General features: G+C 48.9%; 13 protein-coding genes. 8 read left to right on the forward strand and 5 right to left on the reverse strand.

The features are described from left to right. Positions 1-91 precede the first annotated feature (91 nt). Genes ACTHR7_RS00605 through hda form a run of 3 tightly spaced genes read right to left on the reverse strand, consistent with a single transcriptional unit; the run spans position 92 to position 1799 of the window. Positions 92-406 (reverse strand): TonB family protein, encoded by a 315-nt coding sequence (locus ACTHR7_RS00605; RefSeq protein WP_003747161.1) that lies wholly within the window; start codon positions 404-406, stop codon positions 92-94. 59 nt (positions 407-465) lie between these two features. After that, complete coding sequence (locus ACTHR7_RS00610) at positions 466-1134, reverse strand: HAD family hydrolase (RefSeq protein WP_440370138.1); 669 nt, start codon at positions 1132-1134, stop codon at positions 466-468. Further along, the gene (hda, locus tag ACTHR7_RS00615) at positions 1131-1799 is read right to left on the reverse strand and encodes a DnaA regulatory inactivator Hda (protein ID WP_003682428.1); all 669 of its coding nucleotides are present in this window, start codon (positions 1797-1799) and stop codon (positions 1131-1133) included. The genes ACTHR7_RS00610 and hda overlap by 4 nt, the downstream gene beginning before the upstream one ends. Positions 1800-2029: 230 nt before the next feature. On the opposite strand from hda, the gene ACTHR7_RS00620 reads away from it, so the two are divergent. The 4 genes from ACTHR7_RS00620 to ACTHR7_RS00635 are packed head-to-tail and all read left to right on the forward strand — an operon-like array spanning position 2030 to position 6299. Continuing rightward, positions 2030-2668: a DedA family protein gene (locus ACTHR7_RS00620; protein ID WP_070459965.1), complete on the forward strand. Its 639-nt coding sequence runs from the start codon at positions 2030-2032 to the stop codon at positions 2666-2668. A gap of 46 nt (positions 2669-2714) precedes the next feature. Continuing rightward, positions 2715-4151 carry an MBOAT family O-acyltransferase gene (locus ACTHR7_RS00625; protein ID WP_440370139.1) on the forward strand — a complete coding sequence of 479 codons (1437 nt, stop codon included), beginning with the start codon at positions 2715-2717 and terminating at the stop codon, positions 4149-4151. Between the two features lie 10 nt (positions 4152-4161). Continuing rightward, positions 4162-5190 (forward strand): peptidoglycan O-acetyltransferase PatB, encoded by a 1029-nt coding sequence (gene patB / locus ACTHR7_RS00630; protein ID WP_440370140.1) that lies wholly within the window; start codon positions 4162-4164, stop codon positions 5188-5190. Then, positions 5187-6299: an SGNH/GDSL hydrolase family protein gene (locus tag ACTHR7_RS00635; protein ID WP_440370141.1), complete on the forward strand. Its 1113-nt coding sequence runs from the start codon at positions 5187-5189 to the stop codon at positions 6297-6299. Before patB ends, ACTHR7_RS00635 begins: the two co-directional genes overlap by 4 nt. A gap of 109 nt (positions 6300-6408) precedes the next feature. On the opposite strand, the gene ACTHR7_RS00640 is transcribed toward ACTHR7_RS00635, so the two are convergent. Continuing rightward, complete coding sequence (locus ACTHR7_RS00640) at positions 6409-6999, reverse strand: LemA family protein (RefSeq protein ID WP_070459952.1); 591 nt, start codon at positions 6997-6999, stop codon at positions 6409-6411. A gap of 140 nt (positions 7000-7139) precedes the next feature. After that, positions 7140-8228, reverse strand: coding sequence for a metallophosphoesterase (locus ACTHR7_RS00645; protein WP_440370142.1), 1089 nt, complete (start codon positions 8226-8228; stop codon positions 7140-7142). Positions 8229-8331: 103 nt separating this feature from the next. On the opposite strand from ACTHR7_RS00645, the gene ACTHR7_RS00650 reads away from it, so the two are divergent. The 4 genes from ACTHR7_RS00650 (at position 8332) to recB (ending at position 18933) form a co-directional block, all read left to right on the forward strand. Then, positions 8332-9240: a Dyp-type peroxidase gene (locus ACTHR7_RS00650; RefSeq protein ID WP_070459946.1), complete on the forward strand. Its 909-nt coding sequence runs from the start codon at positions 8332-8334 to the stop codon at positions 9238-9240. A 211-nt stretch (positions 9241-9451) separates the two neighbouring features. Then, the gene (locus ACTHR7_RS00655; protein ID WP_440370143.1) at positions 9452-11119 is read left to right on the forward strand and encodes a ShlB/FhaC/HecB family hemolysin secretion/activation protein; all 1668 of its coding nucleotides are present in this window, start codon (positions 9452-9454) and stop codon (positions 11117-11119) included. A gap of 254 nt (positions 11120-11373) precedes the next feature. Then, positions 11374-15132, forward strand: a complete 3759-nt coding sequence (locus ACTHR7_RS00660) for a hemagglutinin repeat-containing protein (RefSeq protein WP_440370144.1) — start codon at positions 11374-11376, stop codon at positions 15130-15132. 144 nt (positions 15133-15276) lie between these two features. Next, on the forward strand, positions 15277-18933 hold the full coding sequence (recB, locus tag ACTHR7_RS00665) for an exodeoxyribonuclease V subunit beta (protein WP_440370145.1): 3657 nt from the start codon (positions 15277-15279) through the stop codon (positions 18931-18933). Positions 18934-18985 lie beyond the last annotated feature (52 nt).

Here is an 18985-nt window from a genome sequence, read left to right on the forward strand (position 1 = left end):
GGTTATACTTGTTTAACGAATAAAACGGCGTTTTGACAGGGAATTTCCCAATCAAAACGCCTTCTGTTTTTCAGACGGCCTTGCGTCCGAATCAGTTGTTAATTACTTCAACATTGGTTTCAAAAGTAACGGTGTGTTGATATTTAGATGCAGTTTTGCGTTTCGGATAAGGATATTTGGAAACGCTTTTCACTGCGCGTTCGTCCATTTCAGGATTGCCGCTGGATTGAATGATATTCACGCGGTCAACATTACCGGCAGGAGTTGTGAAGACATCCATCAAAACGGTTTTAACGCTGCCGTTTTGCGCTTTCATGGCTTCCAGAGTTTCGGTATCGGCTGCTTGTGCAGTACCGAATACAGCGGCAAACAACAGGGCTGAGGCGAGGAGTTTAGTCGTTTTCATGTTTTAGTCCTTATTAGGGTTGTGGTTAGGTTAAATATTTCAGACAGCCTGATTCGTCGTTATTTGAAATTCAAAATCGGCCAACCTTTTGCTTTGGCTTCTTTTTCCAGCTCGGCATCCGGATTGACGGCGACAGGTTCGTCCACGATACGCAGCAACGGCAAGTCGTTTTTGGAGTCGCTGTAAAAATAAACCTTGCCGTAGCTTTCAAAGGTCTCGCCGCGCTCGGCAAGCCATTGTTTTAACCAAGTAATTTTGCCTTCTTTCAGGCTGGGCGTACCAACATAGTTGCCGGTATATCGGCCGTCTTCGCCGGTTTCAAGCTGTGTGCCGATAATGTTGTGAATACCGAAAAGATGGCAGATTGGAGTAATGATAAATTCGTTGGTCGAAGAAATAACCAACATTTCATCGCCCGCTATTTGATGGCTTTGCACCAACATACGCTGCATCGGGGAAATATACGGAACAATATATTCAGCCATAAACTCACGATGAAACTCAGCCAATTCTTCCTTGCTGAAACGGGCCAAAGGCGCGAGATGGAATTTGAGGAAGGCGTCAATATCAAGACAACCGTTTTGATAGTCTTGGTAAAACTTTTCATTTTGCGCCTCGGTTTCGGCAGCATCGACTATGCCTTTTTTAATCAGGTATTGCGGCCAGGAGTGATCCGAATCGGTATTGATCAAGGTATTGTCGAGATCGAAAATGGCAAGGTTTTTCATTGGGTTTCCTGTTGTTTTAAAAGCTGGCGCAAAAGCGGCAAAGTAATACGCTTGCCCATCATAACGGCATAGTTGTCGAGGGTATCGAGCATTTGCATCAGACTGTCCATATCGCGCCGCCAATGGTTCAGCAGGTATTCGAAGATTTCCGGATCGATAGTTACCTGACGGGCGGCGGCCATGCTGACAAGCGCATCGATTTTTTCCCGGTCGGTCAACGGTTTGACTTCGTAAACCAGGCAATACGCCATGCGTGTGCGCAGGTCTTCGCGGATAACGAGTTGCTGCGGCGTATATTCGGAACTCAAAAGCAAAAAGCCTTTGCCGCTGTTGCGGAAGCGGTTGAAGATGGCAAACAGTAAAGCCTGTTCTTCATTATTAAGCTTTTCGATTTGGTCAATGGCAAGATATTCCGCATCCAGCGCGGCTTCTGTCAGCGGCGTGGCGGCGGCGTCAATATAGAGGGCATTTCGTCCGGCATCGAGCGCCTGGGCGACCCATGCCTGCAAGAGATGGCTTTTGCCTGCGCCCTCTTCGCCCCAAACATAGATAAACTGCCCATGTTTGTGCTGCAACACATACACCAGCTCGGCATTTTCTGTTCCCAGAAATTTGTCGAAGCCGGGATAATCATGGCTGGCAAAATCGAAGATGAGCTGGTTCACAAAGGCGCACCGGTTAGGTTGAAATCGGCTTTATTTTACGTTGTTTTGCCGTCCACCATCAAGGATAAAGGCCGTCTGAAACCTATACCTGCAACATATCTGCACTTCTAAACATATCTTGACGCGCTTACGGCATTGGTTTTATTCCGCTTTGGTTTTACAATGTCGAACTTCTCGCCGAAACATTTGTCTGTTCTTTTTCAGACGGCCTTTTTATTTGGGGAACCCTAGTGATTTCTACCCTTATTGATTTCATCCTCCATATCGACCAACACCTTGTCCACCTTTCCGCCCAATACGGCCCGTGGATTTACGCGATTTTGTTTGTTGTGATTTTCTGCGAAACTGGTTTGGTCGTAACGCCATTTTTACCCGGCGACTCGCTGCTTTTTGCCGCCGGCGGTATTGCGGCCATCGGCGGCATGAACATCCACGTCATGGTATTGCTGCTCTTGGCGGCCGCTATTTTAGGCGATGCGGCCAACTTTATGATTGGCAAGTATTTTGGACAAAAACTGTTTGCCAATCCTGATTCCAAAATTTTCCGCCGTTCGTATTTGGAAAAAACCCATGCGTTCTATGAAAAACACGGCGGTAAAACCATCATCATTGCGCGCTTTGTGCCGATTGTGCGGACGTTTGCTCCATTTGTCGCCGGTATGGGCGATATGCACTACGCGACGTTTATCCGTTACAACATTATCGGCGCAGTGTTGTGGGTATTGTCGTTTTCCTATGCAGGCTACTTCTTCGCCAATATCCCCGTCGTCAAAAACAATCTGGGCTTAGTCATGGCGGCAATCATCGTGATTTCGATTTTACCTGCGGTAGTCGAAGTCGTCCGCGCCAAACTTAACGCCAAAAAATAACAATCAATCGAAAAGTTTGAAAGTTTAAACACATCAAGGAATTGTCATGCCGTTGTTGTCTATTGAGTTTGCGGTATTCTTTATCGTATTTTTGCCGCTGTACTGGGCATTTGCACGTTTGCCGCAAGTTCAAAACGTTTTACTTTTGGTTGCCGGACTGGGCTGGCTTTACCGTATCGACCCCATCTTTGCCGCGCTGATTTTGGTTTACTCGTCTGTGGTTTACCTGGTCAGCGTGCTGATGTTTTCTGAAAACGAGCATATCCGCAAATTTTGGCTGGGTTGCGGTATTTTGGCGGCATTGACTGTTTTGTGTTTCTTCAAATACTTCGACTTTTTCCGCCCGATTATTCAGCAATATACAGGACAAAGCGCCGTCATCGACATCCTTTTGCCTCTGGGCTTGTCTTATTACACTTTCCAATCGCTGGCTTACTTGGTGTATTGCTACCGTGAGCCTAAGGGAGACCGTTTTGAATGGCACGAGCTCCTACTGCATCTGAGCTTCTTCCCCACCATCACATCCGGCCCGATTATCCGTGCGACCGCTTTTAAAAGCATAGACGGCGAACAAGCAGGTGCATTGGCGCAAATCCGCACCAAACAAGCACGCCAGCTGATTTATCCGGCTTTGGCGGTTGGCCTGATTATGTTGGGCATTGCCAAAAAGTGGTGGCTTGCCGGCGTATTAGCGGAAGGTTGGGTATCGCCTGTTTTTGAAAATCCGGCTCAGTTCGACGGCTGGGGCGTTCTGTCTGCGATTTATGGCTACACCTTCCAACTCTTTTTCGACTTTTCCGGCTACTCGGATTTGGTCATCGGCTTGGCCATGCTGCTCGGCTTCCAACTGCCGAAAAACTTTGCCGCGCCGCTTCGCGCCATCAACATCCGCGACTTCTGGGACAGATGGCATATCAGCCTGTCCACTTGGATTCGCGACTATATCTATATCCCTTTGGGCGGCAGCAAAAAAGGCTTCGGCCGCACCCAGCTCAATCTGATGATTGCTATGTTGCTTTCCGGCATTTGGCATGGCTATGGCTGGAGCTTTTTAATTTGGGGCGCGCTGCACGGTGCGGCGTTGGTGTTCCTTAACTGCGGCGATAAAATCGTCGGCCGCAATGCCTTAGGCCGTCTGAAAATCGGCAAACCGCTTGCCTGGCTGTTTACTTTCCATTTCGTTTGTTTCGCTTTTGTCGTGTTCAACAGCGCAACGCTTGCCGATACGGAAATGCTGTTCAGCGCATTATTTGCCAATGATAAAGGTTGGAACGCGCCTCTGCCGACCGACCTCATGTTGCTGGGTGCATTTGCGATGATGCTTTTGCTGTACCCGTATTTGCTTCGCTCATTTGAAGCATCGGTAAAAGGCTTGGACAAACTGCCTGCATGGCTGTGGTTTATTCCCATCACACTTATCCTCGCCCTGATTATCGTCTTCGCCCCGTCCGGCATTCCCGGCTTTATTTACGCCAACTTCTAAGGAGCAGAACATGAAACGCTTTATCTCCCTGTTTGTTTCGATTCTGCTCAGTGCGGTTGCGCTGACGTGGTTTGCCCAAAACTCTATCAATGCCTATTGGCAGCAGACCTATCATGAGAACAGTCCGCTTGAGCCTTTATCCGAATACACTTGGTGGCGTATCGGTGCGGATTGGCAACAAAAAGCCTACGAATTTTCAGACGGCCTGAAAGCTTCACTGGAAACGGAAGACGCTTTGGTTTCGGAAGACTCTGATATTGAAACAACAAGGCCGTCTGAAAATACGGAAAACATTGAAGTATCCGACAATCAAAAAGACTCTGCTGCTTCCGATGCGGCTAACAATACAGATACCGCAGCCAGCGAGCCAAGCAATCAGGCTGATCAGTCGGCAACACAGGTCGTGTTGAAAAAAGGCAACAAAGTTTTCTTTGCCGGCGACTCACTGATGCAGGGCGTTGCACCTTTCGTACAAAAACACCTCAAGCAAGAATATGGCGTACAATCGGTCAACCTCAGCAAACAAAGTACCGGTTTGTCCTACCCCAATTTCTTCGACTGGCCGAAAACCATCGAACAAACTTTGCAAAAAGAACCCGATATCCGCGTTTTGGTTGTATTCTTAGGCCCCAACGACCCTTGGGATTTCCCGATGGGTAAAAAATACCTGAAATTCGCCTCCCCCGAATGGGAGGCAGAATACCTCAACCGCGTCCGCCGTATTCTTGATGCAGCCTCCACACATGATGTCCAAGTCATTTGGCTGGGCATTCCTTACATGAAAAAAGCCAAGCTCAACGAACAGATGCGCTACCTCGACAAAATCCTGTCAGGTACGGTGTCGCCTCAAGCCATTTGGCTGCCGACCGACAAACTGTTGAGCAATGGCGCAGAAGAATATGCCGACTCTGTCAAAGTAGATGGAAAAATCATCCGTTACCGCAGTAAGGACGGCATTCACTTTTCCGCAGAAGGCCAAAAGCTATTGGCCGGAAAAATTATGGAAAAAATTAATTTTACACACGATACACAACCATGAAATTTAATAAAACCTTACTCCTCACGCTTCTCGCACTCCCTATTACCGCCTGCGCCTCCAATGACGGCCTGTTAAGCAACTACGACTCCAACCGCCCTGCCTGGCTGAACAAACTGCAACAGCTCAACAATACTTCAGACGGCAAATTCCGCATTATCCAAGTCGGCGACTCACACACCGCCGGCGACTATTTCACCGACCGCCTGCGCCGCCGTTTGCAACAAAAATGGGGCAACGGCGGCATCGGTTGGGTTTACCCCAACACCGTCAAAGGCCAGCGCATGGCAACCGTCCGTTACAACGGCAGCGGTTGGAATACCATCAGCAGCCGCAAATCACACAGCGATTTTTCTTTCGGCGGGATTGAAGCACGCGCCGATGGCGGCAGCGTTACCTTAAGCGCAGCCGACGGCAGCATGGATATGCAACAAATCTCCATTTTCGGCAAACCGGTTTGGTCAGAGCAAACCCTGACCGTCAACGGACGCGAAATCCCTGCCACACAAAATGGTTGGCAACTGCTGCATACCAATACCTCCCTGCCAATGACCCTCAGCAGCGGCATGCCTTGGCAAATCGGTTTCATTAATATCGAACGCCCCGGACGCGGCGTAACCGTTTCCGCCATGGGCATCAACGGCGCGCAGTTATCCCAATGGTCAAAATGGCGGCCGGGCATGTGGGAAGATTTGGCACAAACCAAAGCCGATTTAATCATCCTTGCCTACGGTACCAATGAAGCCTTTTCCGGCAACCTCGATATTTCCTCTACCGAGCGGACATGGCGCAATTACATCCGTCAAATCAAAAACACCCTGCCTAACGCAGGTATCCTGATCCTCGGCGCTCCGGAATCTTTGAAAACTGCCTACGGCAGCTGCGGCAACCGTCCAGTCTTACTCAGCGAAGTACAACAAATGCAGCAACGCGTTGCCCATGACGAAAAAATCATGTTCTGGTCTTGGCAGGATGCGATGGGCGGGGCATGCAGCATGAAAAACTGGATGGCTCAAGGCTTGGCAGCCAAAGACGGCGTCCACTTCTCTGCACAAGGTTATGAAACTGCAGCCGATAAGCTTGCCGACAGCCTGATCCGCTTTGCTCAATAAATTGGCCAAGGCCTAAGTGTTTTTCATTAACAGCACATAAAAGGCCGTCTGAAATTAATATTTCAGACGGCCTTTTGTTTATCGCTTATTCAGCAAACTGCTTATTTTTTTAAGCCAACATATTGCTGCTCATGCGTTGCGTTTGGTTTTCCGTAAAATGAACCAATCTTGCCTGCCTGTCAAAACCTAATGGCTTGGCGACAAGGCGGTTGGGCAGCTTGTTTAAATGATGGTTGTAGCTTCCGGCTCTGCGGTTGTAAGTGCGGCGTGCCGATGCAACTTCCGCCTCTGCTGCATCCAGCATTTCCATCAAACCGGCCAATTTCTCATCAGGATACTGTTTCAAAAGGCCTTTGACGGCAGTTTGCAATTTTTTCAGCGCATGATTCAATGCTGTTTCGGCTTCGCACAGATGTTTGATCTTGGATTCGGAAAATGTTTTGGCAGTTTGCGCCAATGCGGTTTCGACTTCGGCACACATCTGCTGAACGTTTCGATCCGATGCAATGCCCTGCTCTTGCAGGTGTTTGCTGTATGCATCCAATACATGACGGACGGCCTGATGTCGGCAGTCAAGCGCAATGCGCAAAGAGACAAAGGATTCGCGACAGTCTTTTTTGCGGTCTTTCAACTGTTGTTTGAAATACAATAAGACGGCGGCGATTGATACGAAAATAAGTGCAAGACTGATAATGCCCATAGTGAGTTCCCTAGTTATGATGCCACTCATACCGGTGGCTGATTTTTTACATTGATTATAATCCAATTTTAATATTTTTTCCCAATTTTCATAAAAAAGGCCGTCTAAAATTCAGACGGCCTGAAGTTTATATTTCTATTTCAATGCTTTGACTTGATGTCGATAACCCACACTTCTGATTGCGAACCCAAACGAAGGGGAATGCCCCAGAAGCCGTAGCCCGAAGTGGTGAAAAAATGGCCGTTGCCGATCGCCTCATAACCGTAAGCAAGACGATAAAGCGTACGGACGATAAGGTTGGCAGGTGCAACTTGGCCGTTGTGGACATGGCCGGAGACCTGCACATCAATCGGCAGCCGGGCATGGGTTTCGATTGAAGTAGGATGGTGATCCATCAATAAAACCGGTAATTGGGTATTTTGACCTTCCAAAAGCTGCTCCGCACTGGGACGCTTGCGATCCAAATCATCGCTCCGCCCTACCAGCAACACACCATTCACTTCCAGAACCTGATTGGCCAAAACCGTCAAACCTGCCGCTTCCAATTCATGTTTGATACGCTTCTGATCGCGGAACCAGTCATGATTGCCCAAAGTGGCATAAACGCCCATCGGCGCAGTCAGCTTCTGCAAATGCGGTTTCATGTTTTCTTTAAGGTAGGCATCAACGGTATCGTCCATCAAATCCCCCGGCAGCAACACCATGTCGACTTTTTCCCGCTTCATGATGTCCGTTAGCTTGTCCAATTGACGCGCGCCAAACAAAATCCCCAAGTGCAAATCGCTGGCCACGCCGATACGCAGCGGCTTATCCATTTTCTTATTGATGAATACAGTCTGATGGCGAACAACAGGCGTATAGGCGTTATACATCCCAAAACCGAGCAAACCGGCCACAAACAAAGGCGCAAACAGCCGCAGGCTTCGTGACAGCAGTTGGCGTGCCATAAAACGGCGCAGCAAAAGATACAGGATAAATGTCGCCAGCGCGGCATACATCACAAACAGCAAGATCACCATCCAAAACGCCATCGCGCGGAATATTATATGTCCCAACTCCAGCAGCAAACCGACCAACAAGCCGTTTGTAATGAAATAGGAAATACCCATCAGCCAACGTCTGCCGACTTTGCCAATCCAAGGCGCAAACAACCATTGCAGCGAACGCCCGAGCCCGAATGTAAACACTTGCAACAGAATGACGCTCACAAAAAACATCTTGCCAAACATGCCTTTCCGCCCTAAAAAATCAAAAGGCAGATTTTAGGCCGTCTGAAACTTTCAGTGTATAATCCCCCGCGTAAAAACCCATAATATTTTGAAAGGAATCATCATGAGCCATCCCCAATCAGCCATTATTCCTGATCACGCACAAGCCGGTATTTTTATCGAAGCAGACATTTCAGACGGCCGCAATGAAGACATCAAATCTGCCTGCCGTCTTTCTTTGGAGGCTCTGGCTAAACTGAAAACCCGTTTTCCGAATGATATTTTGGGTTTGACCATTGCCTTTGGCAGCCGCGCATGGCAATCGTTCGGCCATACTGACGAAGGCAGCGAAATCAAACCTTTCCCAGAATTGGGCAACGGCCTCGCACCCTCCACCCAACACGACCTCTATATCCACATTCAAGCCACCGAGCAAAAAGCCGCCTACGCCTTGGCCCAATCTGTTTTCAGCGCATTCGGCGACAGCATCCGCGTAGCCACTGAAGAACACGGCCTGCGCCTGTATGAAGACCGCGGCTTGGACGGTTTTGTCGACGGTACGGAAAATCCGCAGGGCGATGACAATGTGCGCAATGTCGCCATTATTCCCGAAGGCAAGCCTGATGCCGGCGGCAGCTATGTTTTGCTGCAAAAATACCTGCACGATTTGAAAAAATGGGATGCCGTTCCCACTGCCGAACAAGAAGCCAGCGTTGGCCGCAGCAAAGAAACCAATGACGAATTCAGCAAAGACGTGCGCCTGCCAGATTCCCATCTCGGCCGCGTCAATGTTAAAGAAAACGGCGTTGGCCTGAAAATTGTCCGCCGCAGCCTACCCTTCGGCAAACTCAGCGGCGAACATGGTTTGATGTTCACTTCCTATTGCAACACGCTGCACAATATTGAAGTTCAACTGCTCAATATGTTCGGCGAATCTGACGGCAAAACCGACTTACTGCTGAAACATTTGTCTAAAGCCGTATCAGGTGCTTACTACTACGCACCTTCTGTCGAACGTTTGCAAAATCTTTAACGGCTCAAAGGCCGTCTGAAAAAAACCTGCCTTTTCAAAGGCAGGTTTTTGTTATTTAAATTCCCTTAATATTTTATGGTATTATCATAGAAATTTATCCCATCGTTGCTTAATAAACCCTGATTACAGACAACGATAAAAACTGATACGCCCCAAGCAGCTATTTTCGATAAAATAAACCCAATTATTATCCCTATAAAATTACGACACCATGTATAAATCCCGCCTTCTTCCCCTGCCCGTATTGATTCTCTCCGCGCTGAACGCCTATGCGGCCAATACGCCGAATCCGCTTGATCAAATCGATAAAAACGTACCCAACCAATTCGACAAAGACTTCCGCGACAACCTCGATCAGATTCATTCGGTCGAAATCCAAAAACGCGAGCAGTCGGCATGGGATTTACAGAAAAAACAAGATAACGACACGGTTGCACAAGAGGTGCCGTCTGAAAACAATACCGAATGCTTGGATTACACCGGTATCGAGCTTTCCGACATTACCCTTATCGATTCCCAAAAGATTGAAGCCAAGTTACCCAAATGCATCAATCAAAACAACATCAACCAACTGAACCGGGACATCGTTGCCGAGTATATCGCTCAAGGCTATCCGCATACGCAAATCAAATTTGAAACCACGTCTGAACGCGTCCTGAAATTGGCAGTCATCGAAGGCAAAATCCGTGAGATTACCGGCGGCTCCCGTACAGTCAACGTCGATACCCTCTTCCCCGATCATCAAGGCAAACCTCTAAACATCCAATACCTCGACCAAGGTATTGAACAGGCAAACCATGTTGCCGGCAACAACGTCAGCATCGATGTTTATCCGCATGATGACGGCACCGCCTCCATCCAACTCAACAACGATGCCCAAAAACATTGGGGCGGCAGCGTCACCATCGACAATAAAGGCAGCAAACCCAATACCACGACACTTCGCGGCAGCCTGAATATCGGCAGCCCGTTGGGATTGAGCGACTCCCTTTATCTAAACGGCTATACCAATCTAAACAATCACGACAGCCATTACAGTCGCGGCGGCAGTATGTTCTACCAAGTACCTTATGGCGCATGGACATTCAGCACTTACGCCGCCGCGTCGCAATCGCAAAGCATCTTAACGCCCAGCGTAACGCGCTATGCCTACCGCTCCAAATCCAAAGCGGCAGGAATCAAAGCGGACCGCGTATTTTCACGCAGTCAAAAACACATTACCTCCGCCTATGCCGGCATCGATTATGTGAAACAGACTGCAAAATTTGCCGACAGCAAACTGGAACTGCAAAGCCCGGAAATCTATTCGGCACAAGTCGGCCTGTCGCATACAACCATCCTGCCAAACGGTATTTGGCTCAACAATATCGGCGTGGAACAAGGGTTTGCGAAAAATACCGAACATACGCCGTTCGACAAGCGCTATACCTCTGTATCCTTGCAAAGCAATTTGATTCAAAACCGCCCATTGGGTAAATGGATCGTGCGCAACCATCACCAAATCGATGCCCAATATAGCCCTCATGATTTGTTTGCCACCAAAGAAATGGACGTCGTCGGTCATCAAAATGTACGCGGTTTCCGTTCAACTTCTTTGAGCGCAAACAGCGCAGTCCTGTTAAGCAATACCGTTTATTTCCGCCGCAATACGCCTCACGGCATCTATATCGAGCCTTATCTGGGTGCAGACATCGGCGTTGCCAAAAACAATAACGAAGGTTCGCAACGCGCCATGGGTGTGGTTGCAGGTTTGAATTTGGGCAAGGCGGATAAATGGCAACTTTCTGCCGACTATGGCAAAGGTTTTGCGCGCATGCCCAACCAATCAAACAGTGAAATACAGGATCATGTGACCGTTTCTTTGCGCATTCCATTTTAAAGTTATGTAAATATATATCCTTTTATCCAATATATAAACCGCCCATCTTAACATTATTAATTTTTCATTAATATCAATAAGATGGGCGGTTTATATTTGCATTTGAAATAGTGCACACAAGGCCGTACTGGTGGTATTATTGTAAAAAATTTTATAACAATGTTAATACATTCAAAATTTCCTCAACAGAAATCTCATACCCGATATGGGATTTCTGATTCAATCTCCATCACGATAAATAAGGATTAAAATCCATGAAAATCGACACTTTATATCAGCCTAAGCTCTCAGCTTCCGGCAAAGTAACTGTCGCCGTGTGCTTTGCATTCCTGGGAAATGCAGCGGTAGCGGCCAATATCGAAGCCATCGGCCAAACTTCGGTACAGCAGCAACGCAATGTTGACATCGTCCACATTGCCGCACCGACGGCTCAAGGTCTTTCTCACAACCAATATAACAAGTACAACGTTTCCCAACACGGTGCCGTTTTGAATAACGCCCTGTCTGCTGGTAAATCCCAACTGGCCGGAAACCTGTCTGCCAACAAAAACTTCCAAGGTCAGGCTGCATCTGTGATCTTGAACGAAGTGGTCAGCAAAAACCCTTCTCTGATCTTAGGTCAGCAAGAGATCTTCGGTATTGCCGCAGACTATGTTTTGGCAAACCCTAACGGCATTACCCACAACGGCGGCAGCATCCTGAATGCCAACCGCACATCCTTGGTTGTCGGTACGCCAACCGTTTCAGACGGCACGTTGAAATCTTTTAATATCAGCGACAATGGCAAACAACTGCAAGTAAACGGCAATTTGAGCGGCAACCGCGTAGTTGACCTGCTCGCGCCGCAAGTTGTTGTCGGCAAATCAGCCAACGTCAATGCCGCCGATGCCATCAACGTTTCTTCAGGCAAAAGCAACTTCGACTACAAAACCGCACAAATCGAAGCATTGGACGTTGCTTCAAATGCGCCGGTGCTTGACGGCCATATCTTCGGCAGTATGCGCGCCGGTACCATCCGTATCCACGCGACCGACAAACGCGCCAAACAAAACATTCAAAATGCCGCCATTACCGGCACCCGCTACCTGAATATCGACAGCAAAGGCAACCTGAGCATCCAGTCAGCCAATCTGACCAGCGCACAAATGGAATTATTTGCTCGTGATACCGACATCAAAGGCACGGTTAACAGCCATTCTGCTAACAAATCTTCCAGCGGCAAAGAGGCAAAAAATGTTCAGCACTTCCGTTCGGACCGCAACAAAACGGAAACCTTTACCGCCAGCAATATCAATGCATCTGAGTCATTGACTTTGAACAATAGCGGTAGCCTTAACCTGAGCGCAGCCAACATCAATGCCGGCGCGCTGACTGCTTCTGCCACAGGCAATATCAATTCTAACGCGGTAAAAACCACCAACCGTATAGAATCCGACCATACTCAAAGCAAAGGCCTTTGGTACAACAACAACCTGAGCTCCTCTACTGACGAAAGCCTGCATCAAACCAAAATTAATGCCGGCCCTGTCAATATTGCCACCACAGGCAAAGTCCAATTAGACGCGACCGAACTGAACTCGGCTGCTGATGCACGCATTGCCGCCCAACAAGGCATCATATTGAGCAGCAACAGCGAAACCGACAGCAGCTCGACTTATGTCAGCTTCAAAAATGAAACTGCTGCCCTGAAAACTGGCATCGCTACAAAATCTTCAAAAAACTCTTCCGCCCATCAAACTAAAATCTCCGCAGCCGGTGATATCGGTTTGGTTTCCGAAGGTGATTTGAGCACTTACGGCGCAAGCATTGCGGCAAACGGCAATATCGTTACCGATGTCAACAAGATTAACTTGGGCACTCAAACCACCACTAATACCAACAGCCTCGACGACCAGAAAAAATACTGGGGCGGCCTGTTCGGCGGTGAAAGCCAAGTTCAAAACAACCGTACCGAAAACCTGCACGGCAGCAGCATTACTGCCAACTCAAACGTAGTCTTGGGTGCAAAAAACGGCGTCAACGTTTACGGCAGTACCGTTGAAGGCCAAGCCGGTACATTCGTCAGCTCCAAAGCAGGCAATGTTGATATTAAAAACGCCACCAGCACCGATACTTCCACACAAAGCGCGCGTAAAGGTACGATTTTCAATATCACTACCTCTAAAACCAGCAGCAACAGCAGCATTGAAAAAGTAACCGGTTCCACCCTGGTTTCCAATGCCGACCTGACCGTTGTTTCCAACAAAGACATCAATGTGATCGGTTCTGCATTGTTTGCGGCACAAAAACTGCAACTCTCTTCCGCAGGCGATTTGACCATTGATGCTGCCAAAGCGGTAGAAAACAAACAGGTCAACGAGTATTCCATCAAAGGCTACTCTGGTATCGAAACCAATAAAGAAAACGGCAGCGTGACTGCCAAAGCGGGTATCAAATTTACCGATACCCACACCGACACCCACTCTGTCGGCCTAAACGGCAGCATTTTGACCGGTAAAAACACCCAGTTGTCTTCCAACTCAAACGTTACCGTCAGCGGCAGCCAAATCAACGGCGAAGAATCCGTCAACATTTCCGCAGCCAATGACGTAAATATTGTTGCATCCAAAGGCAGCAACACTGTGACCGAATCCGGCCGCGTAACCGATTTGGGCGTATCTGCTACTGCATACGAAAAAAATAACGTTGCAGGCATCGGCGTATCTGTCGGCATTACCAGCACCAAAACAGATGCAACCACCGTAACGAATACATCCCATGTATCCAACATCAACACCGGCGGTAATACCACCATCACTGCCAACGGCAATATTAATCAAGAAGGTACCGTGATTAATGCGACAGGCAATGTGGTTGAGTCTGCCAAAAACGTTACCCATGCAGCGGCACACAGCGGTGCAAAATCCGATGTGAAACAAAACGGCGGCGGTTTGGTCGTTTCTGCCGGCATCAGCACCAACAAAGGCATCGGCGGTGAAATCACTGCACAAGGTCAAGGCAACTCTTCGACCCACAATGAATCCACTGCAACCGTAACCACCATCAACGCAGGCAATGCCATCGTTTTGGCGAATAACAAAGTGTCTGATGAAGGTACAAAATACGATGTTACCGGTGCGATCAACATTGATGCAGGTTCATACCACAACACTGCCGCCCACAACACCAGCAACAGCAGCAGCAAACAAGGCGGCGCTTCTTTGACTATCGGCGCATACACCAAAGACGGTTCAACCGTTGATGTGAATGCCAACCTGAACGTCAACTACGCTGATGAAAACAAAAAAGAATCCACCGCCGTCAAAGGCGATATGAATGCGACCAATGTTGTCATCAACGCCAAAGACTCTGCTGAAATCGCATCCAACATTACTGCCAACAACAACGTCAACATTACCGCAGGCAACGGCGTAACCTTCACCGAGTCAGCCAATACTGCCTCCAACCAAGGTACAGCCGTTAATGTCGGTATCGGCGCTGGGGCGACAATCAATGTTGAAACCGGTGTTGCCGTTCCTCACGTCAACGGCTCTGTCGGCGTCAACAAAACCGATAACGCTTCTTCTACCGCCGCAGGCGCGAATGTAGCGGCCGGCAACGATATTAAAATCAATGCCAACAACGGCGACGTCAACCTGCACGGTACCAACCTGGTATCCAATAACTCCGTTGAAGTAGAAGGCAACAAAGTCAATACTTCCGGCGCGATCAGCAGCGTTAACGAAAAAAATCTGACCGTCAATGTCAACGGCAGCTACGCTTCAGGCAAACCAAACGGCGGCATCAACGCCAAAGGTAAAAACGACGCCACCGTAACCAATACGGCAAACACCATCCAAAGCGACAATGTTGTTATCACTACCGGCTCTCCAACCGGTTTGAGCGTCAACAATACGACCATTAACGGTAATAATGTTGCGTACTACTATGACGACAGTAAAGCTCCTGCGGCGAACCGTTATACCTACCGTCCTCGCCAACCAAGCTACGCCAGACGCCGTTTGCGCTACTAAGATGCACTATTGAAGTCATTTAATAGCCATTAAGACATGCCGTCTGAAAACAGAAAGTTTTCAGACGGCATTTTTATCATCAATGCAAAACAACACACTATCTCTGTTATGATAATGCCTCGCTAATATTATTCCGTTCCCACCATGTCTTCCGCCCTTCCTTTTGACGCGCTCACACTTTCCATCGACGGTACCAACCTCATCGAAGCTTCTGCCGGTACGGGTAAAACCTACGGCATTGCCGCGCTTTTTACCCGACTGATTGTTTTAGAAAAAAAAGACATCGAGAAAATTCTGGTCGTTACCTTTACCAAAGCGGCGACGGCAGAACTGAAAACCCGTTTGCGCGCGCGTTTGGACGAAGTGTTGCAGGTTTTGAACGAAATTCAAACCTTGGGCGGCGAGCCGGAACATATTTCAGACGGCCTGAACAAATATTACGAAAAAGAGAAAAAATCCCCCGATGACTTTCTCAATCGATTGATTCCTTTGGCTTTAGGCGAGCAAGACGGACAGGAAAGCTGCCATCGCCTGATTCTCCGCCTCAAAGCCGCCCTGAGCCAGTTTGACAACGCATCGATTTACACCATCCACGGCTTCTGTCAGCGCGTCTTGCGCGATTACGCGTTTTTGTGCGGCGCGCCTTTGGATGTCGAACTGTCGGACGACTCGCGCGAGAGGCTGCTGATTCCTGCGCAAGACTTTTGGCGGCAGAGAGTGGCAACCGATGCCACATTGGCACAATTGGTTTTTGACCGGAAATGCACGCCCGAAGAAATGCTTGCCGAAATCAAAAGCTATACCGGCCGCCCCTATCTGAAATTCAGACGGCCTGAAGGCGATTTGAAAGAAGCCCAAGCCAACCTTCAAGAAACATGGGAAAAAATTTGCAACCAGTTGGAAGACTTGGAAAAAGCGTTTTGGACAATCTTGCCCAAACTTAACGGCCAAACCTACAAAAGAAAAACCTTTGAAAATGTTTTTACCGATTTAAAAACAAACACTGAATCCAACCGTCTGCCCCGCCTGAGCAAAGAAACACTAAAAAAATTAAGCCTCTTCAATATCGACACGCTCAACAGTAAACTGAAAAAAGAATATAAAGCCGATGCCGATGCGCCGGAAATTATTCAGCTGCAAGCCTTGGCTAATCTCGGTCGTGATTTGCAGGCAATGGAAAGTGCAGAAGAAGCAGTCTTCATCTGCCTGCAACTCGACCTCCTTTCCTACATCAACCAATCCATTGCCGAACAAAAAAAATCACGCCGCGAGCGCGTGTTTGACGATTTGCTGCTGGATGTCCATCAGGCATTGACCACCAATGAACACGGCAACGCGTTGGCAAAAGCGGCGGCGGCAAACTGGGAAATCGCGCTGATTGACGAATTCCAAGATACCGACCCGCTGCAATACGAAATTTTCCGCCAAATTTTTATCGAACAAGGCTGCCCGCTGTTTCTCGTTGGAGACCCCAAGCAGGCGATTTACAGCTTTCGCGGTGCGGACATTTACGCCTATCTGCAAGCCGCACAAGATGCGGACAGGCATTACACCCTCGCCGTCAACTACCGCAGCCATGCCAAGCTGATTAACGGCATCAGCGCCTTGTTCAAACAAAAAAAACATCCATTCGTATTGGAAAACATCGATTACAGCGATGTCTCCGCCAGCCGCGCCGAAAGCCGGCTGTCGCCACACCGCCCTGCCATCCAAGTGCGCTGGCTCAATACGGACGACCAAACCGGCAAAGAGATTTTGCGCGTCCGTGCCGCCGAATATTGCGCCGATGAAATTGCCTTTGCGCTCAATGAAGCAGCCGAAGGCCGTCTGAACTTCAAAGGCCGCGCGTTGGAATCCGGCGATATTGCCGTCTTGGTGCGCACCAACAACGAAGCGGCGATGATTGCAGGGAAACTGAAACAGCGCCGTATCCAAAGCGTGTTGCTGTCGCGCCAGTCCGTTTTCGATTCTGCCGAGGCAGACTCTCTGTCCGCGCTGATCGGCTTTTGGCTCAACCCAAGGCAAACCGACTGGCTGCGCTTTGTCTTGACCGGCGTTTTGTTCGGCTATACCGCCAAAGAGATTTACGAACTCAACCACAACGAACACCAGCTGCTGAAATGGCTGGAGTCATCTGCCGAGGCCATGGAAAAATGGCGGAAAGGTGGCATTTTTGCCGCCGTGCAGCAGTTTGCCGCCCTACATGATATCGAAACACGCCTACTCAAGGGCGGCAACGAGCGCAGCCTGACCAACTACTACCAAATTCTGGAGCTTTTGGCCGAAGAAGACAGTCAAAGCCGCAACCCTGCCGCCCTGCATAAATGGTTAAACGAACAAATCAGCCGTGCACGCAGCGGCCATTTCCCGTCAGATGCGCAAACCATCCGTCTTGAAAGCGACGAAAAATTGGTCAAAATCGTTACAATGCACGCATCGAAAGGTTTGCAATATCCTTTAGTGTACTGCCCCTTCGCGTGGGATACCAAAGACAATTCCAAAGAAAACTGGAAAATCCTGCATACTGAAAACCACGAAACCGAGCTGCTGGCAAAATCGCAAACCTCGGAAGCAGAACTAAGCCATCTTGCCGACGAAAAGACGGCTGAAGATTTGCGTCTGCTCTATGTCGCCCTTACCCGCGCCGAAGAACAGCTCAACATCTACGTTGCCGCCAACAAAAACTGTACGCCAAATAATCCTTTTGCCTATCTGCTCGAAGGTTTGCCGGATGCCGGCCGTGAAAGCGTCAGCCAAAGCTATAAAAGCGCGACAGACGTTGTGGAAATGCTCAAAACCAACTGGCAACGCTTTATCACAAACGCGCCCGAAAATACGGAGTTTGCCTTCACGGAAGAAGCCCCGCCAGAAACCGTCTACCAATACAGTCGCCAGCAAGACCAAGCCTTGAGCGCACATAGCATTAAACGCCGCAATTTTGACTTTATCCGCCACACCAGCTTTACCGGTTTGAGCCGGCACACCAAGTCAACCGACGAACAACACGAGCCTTTGCAACCTGCCATCGATCCGGCAGAAAGCGCAGACCGTGCCATGCCGTCTGAAAACCTGCCGCCCCCACTTTCAGACGGCCTCGATATCCACCATTTCCCCCGCGGCACCAATGCCGGCGTATGTTTGCATGAAATGTTGGAAAAACTCGACTTCGCCGCCTCTGCCGAGAGCCAATCCGAAATGATTGCCGAAGTTCTGCAACGCCACAGCTTTGAAGACAAATGGCTGCCAACGGTAAGTGCCATGCTTGACACCTGCCGCCTGACACCTTTAATCAACGAGAGCCTGTCGCAGATTCCGCCGGCCCAACGCCTGCCCGAAATGGGGTTCACCCTGTACATGGACGATTTCAAACTGGACGACTTGCGCCGTTGGTTTGCCTCAAGCGAAGCAAACCTGCCGCCTGAATGCGTCCAAGCCGCGCAACTACTTGATTTCCATGATTTGCAAGGCTATTTAAACGGCTTTATCGATATGGTTTGCCAAGATTCAGACGGCAATGTCGTTTTAATCGACTATAAATCCAACCATTTGGGCAACGATGCAAGCGCCTACACGCAACAGGAGATGAACGAAGCCGTGGCGCATCATCACTACTACCTGCAAGCCCTAATCTACGCCGTTGCCATTGCGCGCTACTATGCCCTGCGCGGCAAGCCGTTGCCTAAAATCGCCATCCGCTACCTCTTCCTGCGCGGCATGGACGGCTCGGAACAAGGCATTTGGAAATGGGACATCGATACTGCCCTGCTCTCTACTTTCGTTGAGCGGAAAACAAATTCCTGATAAATCATTTTGTTAAATCGTCAAAAAGGCCGTCTGAAACGTTTTCAGACGG

This window comes from Neisseria sp. P0007.S010, from assembly GCF_051962875.1.
Classification (GTDB): domain Bacteria; phylum Pseudomonadota; class Gammaproteobacteria; order Burkholderiales; family Neisseriaceae; genus Neisseria; species Neisseria subflava_A.